Source organism: Deinococcus sp., from assembly GCF_018260405.1.
GTDB lineage: Bacteria > Deinococcota > Deinococci > Deinococcales > Deinococcaceae > Deinococcus.
This window is the reverse complement of sequence record NZ_JAGLBG010000009.1, coordinates 1-16,219: the sequence shown is the minus strand read 5'-3', so window position 1 is coordinate 16,219 and position 16,219 is coordinate 1. Positions and strand designations below refer to the sequence as shown.

Below are 16,219 nucleotides of genomic sequence, written 5' to 3'. Positions count from 1 at the left end.
AGCTAGGCACGCACCGCTGCCCTACTGACCTTACGCGCTGAGGAGTTGCAGTCCTGGACGTAGACAATCACTCGTTGGCTTTGGCCGGGCGACCCCGCGACCTCAGCTCAGCTGCGCCCGTGGCCGCCTGCCCAGCACCAGCGTTTCGACCCGCTCGGCCACATTCACCAGATGGTCACCAAGGCGTTCGAGGTTACGCGAAATGCGCCCGGCGGTCAGGGCCACCTCGGTGTCTTCGGGGCGCTCGACCAGACGGGTCAGGCTGGCCCGCTGCATCTGTTCGTACAGCGAATCTACCTGCTCGAAATCCAGTCGCATGACCTGCCGCGCGGCGGCCACATCACGCTCGGCAAAGGCGTAAGCCAACCGCTCGACCATTTCAGACAGCAGGCGGATAATCGGCAGCACGTCTTGCAAAGTCGCGCTGCGCGCACGTGGGGCAAAGGTTTCGAGGTCGCGGGCCACGCTGAAGGCGTAATCGCCGACCCGTTCCAGATTCGCCAGGCTGCGGAACACCATCAGCGCAAAATTCAGCTCCTCCTGCTCCAGGCCGGAAGCGAAGGCATGGAGGCAGGCGTCCTCGATTTCCAGCTCCAGCGCGTTCGTCTCCCGTTCCAGCACCCTGGCGCGGCTGGCAAGCCCAGCAAACTCGGCGCGGTCGTTGGCGTCACGCACCGCGTCAAGCTGCTCCAGAATGATGCTGAGCATCCGCAGGAACCTCGCCGTGATCAGCGCCGTACCTGCTGCTGCTGCAGCGTGTTCACCTTCCTTCATGGCTTCAGTATTCCCCGCGCTTGTGATGCGACAGTCAGGTTTAAAGCCCCTGAGAGGCTCCCTTCTGTTCACCCCAAGGGCCTGATACGGTCGGCACGACATTTTTAGCCCCTCGCCGGGAAGTGACACGCCGCTGACCAGAGTGGCCCGGACATCTGCTAGAATCTATGTTTGGGTGTCCCGCCCACGTTCCGAATTCAGGATCTGCGGCGGGCTTTTTTATGCCACACAGTGGTGAGGCATAGAGCGGGCTGACGGCAGATAGCGCAAGGCTACACGCTGGAGGCTCTGAATCAAGGGAGCTAGTTATGGAATACAGAAACATCGCCATTATCGCACACGTTGACCACGGCAAAACTACACTGGTAGACGGGCTGCTCAAGCAGACGCTGGAACTCAAGCACGGTGAGGAAATCGCCGAACGCGCCATGGACAGCAACGACCTGGAACGCGAGCGCGGTATTACCATCCTGGCGAAGAACACGGCCGTCGAGTACAAGGGCATCAAGATCAACATCGTAGACACCCCCGGACACGCCGATTTCGGTGGAGAAGTGGAGCGCGTGCTGGGCATGGTAGACGGCTGCCTGCTGCTGGTCGACGCCGCCGAAGGCCCCATGCCCCAGACCCGTTTCGTGCTGCGTAAGGCCCTGGAACTGGGTCTTAAGCCCATCGTGGTCATCAACAAGATCGACCGTGGCGACGCCCGCCCTGAAGAAGTCGTCGACCTCACCTTCGACCTGATGGCCGAACTGGGCGCAACCGAAGACCAACTTGATTTCCCCGTCCTGTACGCCATTGCCCGCGAAGGCAAAGCGTTCAAAGATTTGAACAATCCCCAAGAAGACTTCCACGAGCTGTTCGACATGGTGCTGGAGTACATCCCCCAGCCCGCCACCGACCTAGACGCCCCTTTCCAGATGCTGGTTACCAACCTGGATTACAACGAGTACCTGGGCCGCATCGTGCTGGGCAAAATCCAGCGCGGCAAGCTGAAGAAGGGCGAATTCGTGCAGCTGATGCACAAAGACGGCACCATGACCAAAACCCGTGTGGTGCAGCCCTTTACCCACATGGGCCTCAAGCGCATTGAGGTCGATGAGGTGTACGCGGGCGACATCGTGGCACTGGCAGGTATTGAGGAGGCGCAGATTGGCGAGACGATTGCCGACCTGGCCGACCCCGAGGCCTTGCCCATCATCACCGTGGACGAACCGACGGTCAGCATGCTGTTCCAGCCCAACACCAGCCCCTTTGCCGGCAAGGACGGCAAGTATGTGACTAGCCGCCACTTGAATGACCGTCTGAAGCGCGAAGTAATGACTAACGTGTCGCTGCGCGTGGAAGAAATTCGCCCCGACGAGTTCATTGTCTCTGGGCGGGGCGAGCTGCACCTGAGCATCCTGCTCGAAACCATGCGCCGCGAAGGCTACGAGGTGCAGGTCGGCAGCCCACAGGTGATTATCCGCGAGGTAGACGGCGTGAAGTGCGAGCCTCTGGAACACCTCGTTATTGACGTCCCCGAGCAGCACTCCAGCAAGCTCATCGGCGTGCTGAGCGAGCGCAAAGGCCAGATGGTCAATATGGAACCGCAGGGCACCCGTACCCGCGTGGAATTCAAGATTCCCAGCCGCGCCCTGTTTGGCTTCCGCACCCAGTTCCTCAGCATGACCCAGGGCGAAGGCATCATGAGCCACGTCTTCGACGGCTACGCGCCCTGGGCCGGGGAGCTTAAGACCCGCCAGAACGGTTCGCTGGTCAGCATGGAAGACGGCACCGCGTTCGCCTACTCTATCTGGAAATTGCAGGATCGGGGCAGCTTCTTTATCGACGCTGGCGCTGAAGTATATGTGGGCATGATTGTGGGCGAGAACGCCCGCGAGCAGGACATGAACGTCAACGTGTGCAAGAACAAGAAGCTGACCAACGTGCGCTCCAGCGGCGCAGACGACGCCCTGACGCTGATTCCGCCCAAGAAGCTGAGCCTGGAAGACGCGCTGGAATACATCAGCGATGATGAATTGGTGGAGCTGACGCCCCACAACATCCGTCTGCGTAAGAAGGTCTTGAACCCCAGCCTGCGTAAGTAAGCACGGGGGTAAAAAAGGGGGGGGCAGAGCGTAAATGCTCTAGCCCCCCGTTTTTATTTGGTGGGCGGCCCGTTTTCCGGCTTTTGCGGTGTCGAGGCCCGGTCAATCCTAGTGATCGCCGAAAAGACCGCCCAGCCGATGGCCGCGACGATCAGCGTCATCGCCAGCAAAATCAGAAACAGTTCCATTTCCATGTTGTAGCGTACGCCGGGGTGACCGTTTGCCCCGGAAGCGACTTAACGTTTCTATTCACTTCCCGCCCTGAACATATGTTCAGCGACAGCGATTGACCCTCGGCGATTAGCTTTGCCCGGACAATCTTCACGGCGCTCTTCTGTCAAATGGTCTCGCACCTACCGGATTGCGCCGCGTAATTCCGCAGGAACAGAGCATTGCCCCGGCTCATGCCAAAGCGTTGGTAAAACGCCACTAGGTCATCGTCGCAACTGGTGTCGATCATATAAAGGCCGCTCAGCCCGGCCAGCAAGTGCTGCACCAGTGCGGAGCCGATACCCTGGCTCTGCCACTCGGGCCGCACTTCCAGCAGCGGAATGTAGGCGCTGAGCACTCCGTCGCTTATCGCGTTGACGAAGCCCACGACTTGGCCGCCGGGGGCCACCGCCAACACATACGCATAGGAATTTTCCAGGATGCGGCGCAAGGTTGCGGCGCTGGGTGGATCAGGCCAGTTGACGAAGAAGCCCTCAAGCTGCGTTGGCTGGATACCGCCGAGATGATTTTGATACTGCAAAGACATTACCGTCATGATTTTCCTCCTGAAAGAACGACGTTTCCGCACAGGGCGGATTGAGGGCGTCTTCAGGTGGTTCAGCGTATTCTCACGGCGTCTCCTTGAGGAATGCAGGCAGTGTATACCAACGCCTAGCCCTTAGGCGTTAGAAATAGAGGCGATGCCTCTGTCCAAAGGGACTTTCCGGGACATCCACTGCTCTACAGTACAGCCGTATGGCCGCGTCCAAACCCAAAAAAGCCAGGCCGGTGGCGGCTGCGCTTCCCATTCCCGGGGCTCCCCTGCCCGCCGAACTGCTCACGGCTCCGCGCACCTTCGGGTTCAAACTGGGCCGGTCAACAACGCAGCCCTGGCAGTACTGGCCCGCTCCGGTTATCACGGCGCTGGCGGCTGGGTTAGCGTACGCCCTGCTGATGCGCCCCGGCCTCAATCTGGCCGCGGAAGAAGCCCTGCGGGTCGCCGGACAGAGCGGCCAACCTCTTCCGGCTATCCTCTCGCACGCAACCAACGCCTTTGGCACGTTTTTTCTGACCATTCTGGTGGCGCTGGTAATGTGGGGCCTGGGGCGCCTGGGCACCGGAACGGGGCAACGAGACGCGAAAGTGGCCGAGGTCTACAGCGCGTCGTTCGTGTTGCCTCTGCCACTGTATCTGCTGTCGGTCTTGGTTACTTGGCTGACCCCGGCGGCGGCCTGGGCCCTCAGTCCTGCTGAAGTCACGCGGGCCGAGGGACACCTGCTGGAACTGCAACGCGCCGCCCTGCACAGCGCCGCCCACACGCCCGCCGCCCTGCTGCTGATCGCGGTGAGCCTGTTGGGTACGCTGGGGCAATTCATGGTCGCTTACCCGGCCCTCAAGGAAACCACCGGAGACGCCGGACGCGCCGCCCGGGGCACGCTGTTGCCACTGTTGCCCGCACTGCTGATTCAATTACTGAGTATCGGGGCACTGCTCGTGGGACGCCAGAGCTAATACGGATTCAGATTGATTTGGAACTGCACCGAATCAATCTGAGCGGATGCGAGTAGGAACAGCATACGGATTCCGCGGTATGGAGCCGCAGGCGGCGCTTTTCCGACTGTGGTGGAATTTAGCGGAATCCGTATAAGCAGACAAGTTCGCCTAATCCAGCCAGTCAACCAGCCAAAAGAAAGCTCCACCCGCTGCCGAGTGGAGCCGTTTTGTTGGAAGCTGATACAGACTGCGCTCAATTCCGGTACACCCGGAAAAGCGCCAGTTGTGCCTCTGCTAGTAGTTCTCCGAATGATGGGCACGTCGGAAAAACACCGCCGCCCCCAGGGCAACCGCAAAGTCGGAGACTGCATAACATTTGATAAGTAGCCAGTAAGCAGGCTGGCTATTTTTACTGTATCCATCGGCCAAATACTCTCGGCATGGCGAAGCGTGATTTTCAAACGAAAAGTTTCACTTTACATTTGAGGGACTTTGCGGTTGCCCTGCCGCCGCCCCCTTCATTCTACGTTCTGCTCTTTCTTGTTCACTCGTGCCACTCGGCAAAAAGATGGTCAAAAGAGCACCATCTTTTTGCAAAATGCTCTAACTGCTCAGTCGTCGTAGCCCAGGGTCGGGGTGTTGCCGCTGCCACGGGTGTCGTCGTAGCGCTGCGTACCGGTCACGCTGTCGGTGCTGCTGACTTCCTCGCCGTACTTCTCCAGCGTGCGGTCGTCGGCCACCTGCATGTCGCGCACAGTCACGAGGCCCGTACCAGCGGGGATCAGCTTCCCGAGAATAACGTTTTCCTTCAGGCCGATCAGATCATCGACCTGACCCTTCATGCTGGCCTCGGTCAGCACGTGAGTGGTGTGCTGGAAGCTGGCCGCCGACAGCCACGACTTGGTGGTCAGGCTGCTCTTGGTAATCCCCAGCAGCACCGGCTTCCAGCTGGCCGGAGTCTGGCCTTCTGCCAGAGCGTCATTGGCTCCGTCCATTTCCCAGCGCTCGACGGTCTGGCCTTCGAGCAGCGTGGTGTCGCCGCCCTCGGTCACTTCGACCCAGCGCAGCATCTGGCGCACGATGATCTCAATGTGCTTGTCGTGAACCTTCACACCCTGGCTGCGGTACACACGCTGCACTTCCTCGACGAGGTAACGCTGCGCGGCGTCGGTGTCCTTGTAGAGCAGCAGGTCGTGGGGGTTGATCGCGCCGCGCGTAATCGGCTGTCCGGCGTCTACGCGGTCACCGTCCTTAACGACCATACGCAGCGCCTTGCCCACCTTGGTAGCGGTCTTGGAGCTGTACTGGTCATCGTCAGCGTCGATACGGACGAGGTAACGCTCTTCTTCCTCGTCAATCCGCACGGTGCCGTCGCGGTCGGCCAGCACGGCCTGGGTCTTGGGCTTGCGGGCCTCGAACAGCTCGATCACGCGGGGCAGACCCATGGTGATGTCGCCGCCGCCCGCGATCCCGCCGGTGTGGAAGGTACGCATGGTCAGCTGCGTGCCGGGTTCGCCGATGCTTTCTGCGGCCACCACGCCTACAGCCTCGCCCATGCTCACGGGCTTGGCCTGCGAGAGGTCATAGCCGTAGCACTTCTGGCACACGCCCGCCTTGACCTTACAGTTAAGCGGGGTACGCACGAAGATCTCGCCCAGCGCCTTGGCTTCCTTGGTAATCGCCTTGACGTCTTCGAGCGAAAGCATTTCACCCTCGGGAATCACGCGGCCATCACTTAGGGTCACGTCGCTGGTCAGGGTGCGGCCATAGATGCTGGTTTCGATTTCGCTGCCCTTGCGGCTGCGCCACTCACCCGTGCGCTCGTCGGTGCCGCCCAGAGGAATGACGGTGTAGTCGGTGCTGCCACAGTCCACATCACGCACGACGACTTCGTGAGCCACATCGACCAGCTTACGGGTCAGGTAACCCGAGTCGGCGGTACGCAGCGCGGTGTCGGCCCCACCCTTACGGGCACCGTGGGTCGAGATGAAATATTCCAACACGGTCAGGCCCTCGCGGAAGCTGGCGCGAATCGGCACTTCAATAGTGCTCCCGTCAGGGCGGGCCATCAGACCACGCATCCCGGCCAGCTGACGAATCTGCTGGGCGTTCCCACGCGCTCCCGACATGCTCATAATCCACAGCGGGTTGAAGGGGTAGTTCTTAGAGAAGTTGTCGAACACCGCTTCCTTAACGGCGTCGGTGGTGTTGTTCCACAGCTGCACAACCTGCTTGTAGCGCTCTTCTTCGGTCATGAAGCCAAATTCGAAGTTCTGCTCGATTTCGCGCTCCATCTGATCAGCTTGCGCGAGCAGCTCCCCCTTGTTGGGTGGAATCACAATGTCGTCAATGCCGATGGTGATACCCGAGGAGGTCGAAAGCTTGAAGCCGCTTTCCTTCAGGCCGTCGAGCAAGTTGGCCGTCGCCTCGATACCGAGGTACTTGAAGCACGCCATAACCATGTCCTTGAGGGCGTCTTTTTCATACACGGTGTTCAGGTCAACCAGCTGATCGACGTAGCTGCCACGGGCTCCCAGCGCTTCTTGCACCATGCGGCGGAAGGTCACGCGGCCAGCCGTGGTTTCGTGCAGTTCACCGTTGAGGCGAATCCGGACGTGATCTTGGTAGTCGATCAGGCCCTTGTTAACGGCGTGAACGGCTTCGTCGGGGTCCGAGAAGATGTACATGAGGCGGCCAGGACTGGTTTCGGCACCGTTAACCATGACGGGGCTGTTGAGGGTCAGCTTGCCGTCTTCGTAAGCCTTAATCGCGTCCTGCTCGGACTTGTAGGCAGTGCCCGCGCCCAGGGTGTCGCGGCGCAACTGTGTTAGGGTAAAGATCCCCAGGATGATGTCGCGGCTGGGCTTGACGTTCGGCTCACCGTTAGCTGGCGAGAGCAGGTTGTGCGAGGCCAGCATCTGAATGCGGGCTTCGGCCTGTGCCTGAGCGCTCAGGGGAACGTGAATCGCCATCTGGTCACCGTCGAAGTCGGCGTTGAAGGCTTCACAGACCAGGGGGTGCAACTGAATGGACTGCCCTTCGACCAGCACAGGCTCGAACGCCTGAATGCCGAGACGGTGCAGTGTCGGGGCGCGGTTGAGCAGCACAACCTTGTCCTCAATCACTTCTTCCAGAGCGTCCCACACGCTGTCCTTGGTGTCGCGGTAACGCTCCAGCATCTTGCGGGCCTGCTTAATGTTGGTCACTTCGCCCTTTTCTTCGAGCACCTTGAACAGGAACGGCTTGAACAGTTCCAGCGCCATACGCTTAGGCACACCGCACTGGTGCAGCTTAAGCTGCGGGCCGACCACGATGACTGAGCGGCCCGAGTAGTCCACGCGCTTACCCAGCAGGTTCTGGCGGAACCGGCCCTGCTTACCGCCCAGCAGGTCAGTCAAGCTGCGCAGACTGCGGTCACTGCCAGGGTTGGTCACGGGGCTGCCGCGCCGTCCGTTGTCGATCAAGGCGTCCACCGCTTCTTGAAGCATGCGCTTTTCGTTGCGGATAATCATGTCGGGCGCACCCTGACCGATCAGCTTTTTCAGACGGTTGTTGCGGTTAATTAGGCGGCGGTACAGGTCGTTCAGGTCAGAGGTGGCAAAGCGCCCACCGTCCACCTGCACCATTGGGCGCAGGTCAGGTGGCATCACTGGAACAGTGTTCAAAATCATCCAGGTCGGCTTGTTGCCACTGGCCTTGAACGCACGGGTCACTTCCAGGCGTTTACGCGACTTGGCCCGCTTGTGGCGGCTAGAGTCCTTCATCTGCTCGTTCAGCTCGGCTTCCAGCGCGTCCAGGTCGAGGTCGTCGAGAAGTTCCTTGACCGACTCGGCGCCCATTTTGGCCTCAAAGTCGTAGGACTCGATCACGCGCACCTGTTTACGCACGAGGTCCAGCTCGATCCGGCCCGAAATCTCGGAGCGCAGGTCACCGCTGTCGGCCAGTTCGTCGCCCGGCTCCACACGGTCACCGTTCACAACCAGGGGTTCGTCGTTGTAGGTGTAGACCTTGGCCTTGCTCACAATCACGCTGGCAGGTGCATGCAGCGTAATGACGCCGTCGGCTTCCGCGACGATCTCTTCTTCCTTGTCGATGGCCCCGACGACCTTCTGACCCTTCTTGACCGGGCTGCCGTCACCGACCAGCACGTGCATGGTCGGGTTGATGGGGTACTCGGCCCTGCGGGTCCAGTGTGCGTTGACCTTGACCTCACCCTTCTTGGAAAAGGTCACGTCGCTGAGGCTGCTGTCGCGGCTTACCCGCAGACGGCTGCCCGACTTGGCGGTCGCCAGTGCCGCGCCCATGTCCACGATTTCGCCTTCGACGACTTCCAACCTCATACCGTGCGGGATGTATACGCGGGCAAGCACCTCACCCAGCGGCGTCGCCACGGCTTCCTCGCCCTCTTCGGGTTCGGGAGCGGCCTCAACCCGTTCACGGATTTCCAGCATCACGCTGTCTTCGCCCATCTCGTTAAGATGCACGACACCCTCGGCGGGGGCGGCGATTTCGACATCGCTCTCCAGCTCGGCCAAAATCTCGCCGGAGCGAAACGTTTCTTGCTCGACCAGCTGATCGGCGGCAATTGGCAGGCTGGCTTCCACGTTCTCGCTGTAAGCGATTTCGGCGCGGCGGGGGAAACGGTACTGCGCGAGACCGTCCATCTTGCTCACAACGTTGCCGCCCAGAATCTGACCCCTGGTAACGTATTCGCCATCACGAACCACGGCTTCTTGCCCGCCGGGAATGGTGTAGGTTTCCTGGCGGCCAAAGCGCAGCTCGCGGTACTCGTCGTCGGTAAGCAGTTCGCCGCGCTTGAGGGGACGACCGTCCTTCTGGGCGTTACGTGCGTCGGTCACCAAGAAGCTACTGAAGTACAGCACCTTTTCGAGCTGTCCGGCGCTCAGGTCAAGCAGCGTGCCGATTTTGCTGGGGGTGTCCTTGACGTACCAGATGTGCGCGGCGGGCGTCGCCAGGTCGATGTGACCCATGCGGTAGCGCCTGACCTTGCTGCTGGTCACTTCGACGCCGCAGCGCTCACAAACTTTGCCCTCGTAACGCTGACGCTTGTATTTACCGCAGGCGCACTCGTAATCCTTAATAGGCCCAAAGATACGCTCGTCGAACAGACCTTCGCGCTCAGGCTTGAGGGTGCGGTAGTTGATGGTTTCGGGCTTCTCGACTTCGCCAAAACTCCATTCGCGGATTTTTTCGGGCGAAGCGATAGCGATACGTACTTTACTGAAATCTTTCATGTAACCCCTTCGGAGTTGTGTCTAAAGGTCTGGGAACCGGAGGGATTCAGGAACGTCCATTCCTTATTGCTTCCCCCCCCGCTCTTAACCCCGCTAGAACATGGCTTAAATCACCTTAGACGCTCAGACCTTCCGATCCTTAGGCCGCGCCTCAGCGCTTAGGCATCATCCCTTCAAAGATGTCCACGTTCTTATCATGCTGGTCGAGAACCTCTACATCCAGGCCCAGCGAGTGGAGTTCCTTGAGAAGCACCTTAAACGATTCGGGGATGGTGCTGCCCGAGACTTCCTCGCCCTTGACGATGCTCTGGTAGGCAGCGTCGCGTCCGTCAATGTCGTCGGACTTGATGGTCAGCATTTCCTGAAGGACGTGCGCGGCGCCGTAAGCTTCAAGTGCCCACACTTCCATTTCACCGAAGCGCTGGCCGCCGTTCTGGGCCTTACCCCCCAGCGGCTGCTGGGTAATCAGGCTATACGGGCCAGTGGAACGCGCGTGCAGCTTGTCTTCCACCATGTGGTAGAGCTTCATGACGTACATGATGCCGACCACGACGGGGCCGCTGATCGGTTCACCGGTGCGTCCGTCGTACAGGATGCTCTTGCCAGTGCGCGAAAGCTGCATCTGCGCCTTCTCGAAATCGTCGCTGGGGGTATCGATCACGCCGAGCTTGCCCGCACGTTCCAGCACCTCGATCTCGCGGATATCCAGCTCGAATCCGTCGTCCTTGCGCTTTTGCAGGCGTTCGGCAGCGGCGACTTCCAGCATTTCCTTGATGGTCGCTTCAGTCACCGAGTCGAACACTGGGGTCTCGAACTTCTGCCCCGTCAGGCGGGCTACTTCGCCCAGGTGGGTTTCCAGAATCTGGCCCAGGTTCATGCGCGAGGGCACACCCAGCGGGTTGAACACGATGTCGACGGGCGTGCCGTCTTCGAGGTAGGGCATATCTTCGGGGGCCATGATTTTGGATACGACGCCCTTGTTCCCGTGGCGGTTGGCAACCTTATCGCCCACCTGCAACTGACGCTTCTGGGCCACGTACACGCGCACCATCTCACGCACACCAGGCTTAAGGTCTACGCCCTCGTCGCCACGGCGGAACCGCACAGTCTTGACGACGATCCCGCCCTGACCGGACATAACGCGCAGCGAGGTGTCTTTCACTTCGCGGGCCTTTTCACCAAAGATGGAACGCAGCAGGCGCTCTTCGGGGGTGGGTTCGCTTTCACCCTTGAAGCTGGTTTTGCCCACCAGAATGTCGCCGGGCTTGACTTCCGCGCCCACACGCACGATGCCGTCCTCGTCGAGGTCGCGTAGCGCGGCTTCGCTCAGGCCAGGGATGTCACGGGTGATTTTCTCTGGCCCCAGTTTGGTATCACGCGCTTCGATTTCGTCTTTCTCGATGTGAATGCTGGTGTAGTAGTCCTGGCGCACCAGACCCTCGTTGATGCAGATGGCATCTTCGAAGTTAAAGCCGTCGAACGGCATGATAGCGATGGTGATGTTGTGGCCCAGCGCGAGGCGGCCCAGGTCGCTGGCGGGACCGTCAGCAATGACCTGCCCGGCCTTGACCTCGTCGCCCAGATTGATGATGGGATGCTGGTCGAGGTTGGTGCCCTGGTTACTGCGGGTAAAGCGCACCAGCTCGAAAGTACGCACGTTGCCCTTGCTAAGACCCTGCGCGGGGGCATCCTCGCTGAGGGTGACCTGGATGGCGCGGGCGTCCACATAGGTCACGCGGCCATTCACGTCGCTGACCACACTGGTGCCGCTGTCGGTCACTACGCGGCGCTCGACACCGGTACCCACGGCGGGGCTATCGGCCCGAACGAGGGGCACGGCCTGCGACTGCATGTTGGAACCCATCAGCGCACGGTTAGCGTCATCGTGCTCCAGGAACGGAATGAGGCTGGTATTAATGGACACGATCTGCTTGGGCGAGACGTCCATGTACTCGACTTCGGCGGGGTCGTAGAGCAGTGGGTCGCCCTTTTTACGGGCCAGCACGCGCTCCTCGCCAAAGGTGTTGTCGTCGTTGAGCGGGCTGTTGGCCTGCGCGATGATGTAGCGGTCCTCGATATCGGCGGTCATGTACTCGACGTTTTCCGACACCACACCGTTTTCGACCTTGCGGTACGGGGCCAGAATGAAGCCCAGCGGATTGACCTTGGCGTAGCTCGCCAGGCTGGAAATCAGACCGATGTTCGCACCTTCAGGCGTTTCGATGGGACAGATACGTCCGTAGTGGGTTCGGTGAACGTCGCGCACGTCGAAGCCAGCGCGTTCGCGGGTCAGACCGCCTGGCCCCAGTGCGGAGATACGGCGTTTGTGGCGCAAGTCCGAGAGGGGGTTGGTCTGGTCTTTGAACTGCGAGAGCTGGCTGCGCCCGAAGAACTCGCGCATGGCTGCCACGATGGGGCGGTTGTTAACCAGCTTGGTGGGGGTGGCGGCGTCGGGGTTGCCCAGCAACATGCGTTCACGCACACCACGCGCCATGCGGCCCATCCCCACGCGCAGCTGGTCGGCCAGCAGTTCGCCCACCGTACGTACGCGGCGGTTACCGAGGTGGTCAATATCGTCCTCAGCCACGGGCACTTCATGGGTGCCTTCGCCCTGCATCTGGATCGTTGCCGCGCCTGTTTGCAGCGCCATCAGGTAACGGATGGTGTCGATCAAGCCTGCGTCGCTGAACTTACCGTCTTCAAACTTCAGCAGCGTGCGCTCGGTCTGCGAGAGGCCCAGCTTGGTGTTCATCTTGAAACGGCCCGGTTCGCCCAGGTCGTATCGGCGGGGGTCGGCCAGCAGCCCGTACAGGTATTGGGTGGCCTTGTCGCGCTTTGGCGGGTCGCCGGGACGCAGCACCGTGAACAGGCGCAGCAGGGCCTCGTCGGCTCCCATGCCCGCGCTCTTGTCCTCGGGCAGCTCGGCACCTTCGGGTTCAAATTCACTGAACAGGGCCTTCAGGCTGGCGTCATCGTAGCCCAGCACACGCAGCAGCATGGCGACCGGGAACTTGCGCTTGTTGACCTTCATTTCCAGAATGCCGCCCGCGAATTCCAGTTCAATCCAGGGGCCGCGCTTGGGCATGGGGATAATGGCGGCGGTGTACAGCTTTTTTATGCCCTTGTAGCTGCTGGTAAAGTAAACGCCGGGCGAACGGTGAATCTGCGAGATGACCACGCGGTCAGCGCCGTTGATCACGAAGCTGCCGTCGTTGGTCATCAGCGGGAGGTCGCCTAGGAACACCTGATCTTCTTTAATCAGGCCGCTGTCCTTGTGAATCAGCTGGAGCTTGGCGTACATCGGGGCCTGGTAGGTCAGGTCCTTTTCGCGGCATTCCTCGGGGGTGTAGGGCGGGTCGCCCAGGCGGTATTCCAGGTAGTCGAGCACCAGGCCCGTGCTGCGGCCTTTTTCGGTTTCGTCGATAGGAAACACTTCACGAAAGGCGCTTTCCAGGCCGACCTGATCGCGCTGATCGGGGGCCTTGTCACTTTGCAAGAAGGCCTTGAAAGAATTGACCTGCAATTCGGTCAGGTTGGGAAGATTGATGACTTCCCTGATCTCACCAAAACGCTCGATACGGGGGGCTTGTTTTACTGGCATGAACACCTCGGGTCAAATAAACGACAAATGGGGGCGCACGGAATACCCTTTCCGCGTCCCAGAACAGAAAAACTAACTGTGAAGTTCGTACGTCAATGAACTCCTACCCAACCCATCATGGTCGGCCAAAGGCAAGTATACCTACACCTGATGAGAACATACTGAAGCGCTTCGTCCAACGCCAGCTGGCTAAAAGCTGAAGCCTAACGTCTGGCCGTCTGGCTGCACCTGGTTGTCCCAGGCGGTAGCCCCTAATGGCCCTGAAGCCTGTGCCTGTTGACACCTTATCGCGCGGCTGTTAAAGTAATCCCCGCTGCTTACGCGGCACAACAAACAAAACGGTGCGCGGGTGTAGCTCAGTTGGTTAGAGCGCACGCCTGATAAGCGTGAGGTCCCCAGTTCAAGTCTGGGCATCCGCACCAAACGAATTTTCCCCGTCAATGACGGGGCTTTTCTTTTTATACTCAGTTCACTCTATTGATATCACAGCAGTGATCGTGCGCTCCCAAATCAGCTGAAAACCGTCGTTAAAGGAGCCTTTATGACCACCCTTGACGAGCTATGGGAGCAGTTCTTTTATCACCTCCGGGTACAGCGCCGCACCACAGGCACCTTGAGCTTCTATTCAGTTACCCGGAACAAGCTGGCCTTCTACCTGACCCAACAGGGCCTGCCGCAGACTATACCGGGCCTGGGGGTCAGCCATCTACGTGGCTTCGTTGTATGGCTGGCTGAGCAGGGTTTGCAGCCTGGCGGACAACATACCCACGTTCGGGCAATCAAAGCTCTCTTCAACTGGTCTCACCGCGAGGAGTTGATCCCAAGTAACCCTGCTCAGCGCCTGGCCCTACCATCCTTACCACGCCGCCGCTTGCCCACCGTCACTCACGATTGTACTCAGCGATTGCTCCTCGCCGCTAAGAACCTCGAACAACCTCTCCGAGACGCGGCGCTCGTTCTAATCATGTTTGATACAGGTCTACGGGTTTCAGAACTGGTGCAGCTCACTACTGGTGATCTGGTCGCTGCACAGGGACTGATACGGGTTCGGGGAGGTAAAGGAGATAAGGAGCGGACTGTTCCTCTAGGAACGCGTGCACTAGCCGCACTAGGTCAGTATCAGCGCAGAGAACGTCACCCGAGATGGCCTCATGTCGAACAGCTGCTGCTTAGCCACCGGGGAGAGCCATTGACACGTAGCGGCGTAGGCATCCGTCTGGCAGCGCTAGCTCGCAGCGCAGGTTTTCCCCGTTCAGAGGCGGCTCCACATGCCTTCCGTCGCGGCTTCGCAGTGGAGTACCTCCGCAATGGTGGTGACGTATTTACTCTGCAACAGATCATGGGTCACACCACACTCGAAATGACTCGCCGCTATGTCAGCTTTCTGGATGATGACCTGAAAGCAGCCCACTTAAGGTTCTCCCCTGCTGACAGGCTCAGGGGCCGTTGATGCAGCGCCTCGCCATCAACCGGGCAGCCAGGGACCTCGCGTTCCTGATCGCAGAGCACCTGACAGTTAAGCAGGCGCGGGTGCTCCTCGTTCAGGTGGTACGGAGAGAAGGGGACGAACAGCAGTCCTATCCGGTCTACTGGCAGGAGACCGGTTTCGGCATCATCGAACTGGATGAAAGCGAGATTATCCTGGCTATCCAGCTCTGCCGAGTGGCTCAGATTGATTATCTGGTGCTGGTCTGCCCGGATGATGTCTTCAGTTCGCACCCGGCGTCAGCCAGGATGGGCAGCATAGTGGTCAGTCGTCAGGAGCACGAACCTGAAGAACTCGTGACCGAACTGCTGGGCTATCTGGACACTGCCGGACACACAGGCAGACCGATGCTCTGGATTGAAGTGATCCAAGGCGAACACAGCTGGCAACAGACCGACGGTTTCAAAGATTAAATTTAGATAATATTCTACTCATCAAATAGCCATACCACTGATGTAGGATTCTTCGCATACATGGCCTGCAATGCAGGTAACATAGATAACTTAATACATTTCCGCGACATCCCCTGACATCCCGCTCCCCCTTGCAGTTAAAGGAGAAGCAATGTCGATTTCGTCCAAGCAGTTAAATCTTATTAAGTCCGCCCATGCAAATGGTCATCTCGATCCCGAGATAGCGAGGCTGGCCGGGGTGAGCCTCTCAACCGTTAAGCGCCAACGAGCGGTACACGGCCTGTCCACCCATGGTCTTCTGGCCTCACGCGGCAAACAGGGTGAAGAGCTTACGGCCCAAGCCGCCCTCCAGCGAGGCCTGTATGTGGTCGAAAGTACCAGCAGTGCACCCTTCGACCTACTGATCCAAAATCTCCGGGTAGATGTAAAAACGACCATGCGGCTCGACAGTGGTGTCTGGAGATTCCAGCTTCCCAAGCTACGGCCATCGTTTTATAACGGCTACACGTACCCTAAAGACTATGCCGCAGACTGCGACCTGATTGGATTAGTCGCCCTGTACCCAGGTCACCAAACCCCGGATTTTTATTTTTTCGATTCGTCTACTTTACCCTCGAACCTTTATATCCGGCACGGTGGACCTCATGAACCCCGTCGGAATAATTGGAACGTCTTCAGCCGCCCTGCCACCACCACCATCCTCGCCTGAGCACTCTGCCCACTACGTTCTGTGGTGGGCGAGTGTCTTGTTGTGTTTCTAAGGAGAAACCATGTTACAAAATGTTCCCACTAATTCCACAGAAAACTCCCCATTGCTATATGAGAGGCTGTCTGAGGCCCTAACCATGGGAAATGTTTTAGGCTTTAACGGTGGAACGCGCAGCTTACCCTAGCGA

Annotated in this window: 10 protein-coding genes and 1 tRNA gene; 6 read left to right on the top strand and 5 right to left on the bottom strand. The window is 59.4% G+C overall.

All coding sequences use genetic code 11. The annotated features are described in order from the left end of the window. Positions 1-102: 102 nt before the first annotated feature. Positions 103-774 carry a phosphate uptake regulator PhoU gene (locus QZ269_RS02640; RefSeq protein ID WP_291424020.1) on the bottom strand — a complete coding sequence of 224 codons (672 nt, stop codon included), beginning with the start codon at positions 772-774 and terminating at the stop codon, positions 103-105. 308 nt (positions 775-1,082) lie between these two features. On the opposite strand from QZ269_RS02640, the gene typA reads away from it, so the two are divergent. Next, positions 1,083-2,864, top strand: coding sequence for a translational GTPase TypA (gene typA, locus QZ269_RS02635; RefSeq protein WP_291424018.1), 1,782 nt, complete (start codon positions 1,083-1,085; stop codon positions 2,862-2,864). A 53-nt stretch (positions 2,865-2,917) separates the two neighbouring features. On the opposite strand, the gene QZ269_RS02630 is transcribed toward typA, so the two are convergent. Next, positions 2,918-3,052 (bottom strand): hypothetical protein, encoded by a 135-nt coding sequence (locus QZ269_RS02630; protein WP_291424016.1) that lies wholly within the window; start codon positions 3,050-3,052, stop codon positions 2,918-2,920. A gap of 149 nt (positions 3,053-3,201) precedes the next feature. Further along, a complete protein-coding gene (locus QZ269_RS02625; RefSeq protein ID WP_291424014.1) occupies positions 3,202-3,630 on the bottom strand; it encodes a GNAT family N-acetyltransferase in 429 nt (142 codons plus the stop codon). Positions 3,631-3,830: 200 nt separating this feature from the next. Between QZ269_RS02625 and QZ269_RS02620 the strand changes: the two genes are divergently transcribed. Beyond that, positions 3,831-4,586, top strand: a complete 756-nt coding sequence (locus QZ269_RS02620; protein WP_291424012.1) for a hypothetical protein — start codon at positions 3,831-3,833, stop codon at positions 4,584-4,586. Between the two features lie 593 nt (positions 4,587-5,179). On the opposite strand, the gene QZ269_RS02615 is transcribed toward QZ269_RS02620, so the two are convergent. After that, on the bottom strand, positions 5,180-9,823 hold the full coding sequence (locus QZ269_RS02615; protein WP_291424010.1) for a DNA-directed RNA polymerase subunit beta': 4,644 nt from the start codon (positions 9,821-9,823) through the stop codon (positions 5,180-5,182). A gap of 151 nt (positions 9,824-9,974) precedes the next feature. Further along, on the bottom strand, positions 9,975-13,424 hold the full coding sequence (locus tag QZ269_RS02610) for a DNA-directed RNA polymerase subunit beta (RefSeq protein ID WP_291424008.1): 3,450 nt from the start codon (positions 13,422-13,424) through the stop codon (positions 9,975-9,977). Between the two features lie 345 nt (positions 13,425-13,769). Between QZ269_RS02610 and QZ269_RS02605 the strand changes: the two genes are divergently transcribed. The 4 genes from QZ269_RS02605 (at position 13,770) to QZ269_RS02590 (ending at position 16,032) form a co-directional block, all read left to right on the top strand. Next, a tRNA-Ile gene (locus QZ269_RS02605) sits at positions 13,770-13,846 on the top strand. A gap of 119 nt (positions 13,847-13,965) precedes the next feature. Next, entirely contained in the window at positions 13,966-14,874 is a 909-nt protein-coding gene (locus QZ269_RS02600) for a tyrosine-type recombinase/integrase (protein ID WP_291424006.1), read from the top strand. Then, positions 14,874-15,323, top strand: a complete 450-nt coding sequence (locus QZ269_RS02595) for a hypothetical protein (RefSeq protein WP_291424004.1) — start codon at positions 14,874-14,876, stop codon at positions 15,321-15,323. The genes QZ269_RS02600 and QZ269_RS02595 overlap by 1 nt, the downstream gene beginning before the upstream one ends. Positions 15,324-15,474: 151 nt before the next feature. Next, positions 15,475-16,032 carry a hypothetical protein gene (locus QZ269_RS02590; RefSeq protein WP_291424002.1) on the top strand — a complete coding sequence of 186 codons (558 nt, stop codon included), beginning with the start codon at positions 15,475-15,477 and terminating at the stop codon, positions 16,030-16,032. Positions 16,033-16,219 lie beyond the last annotated feature (187 nt).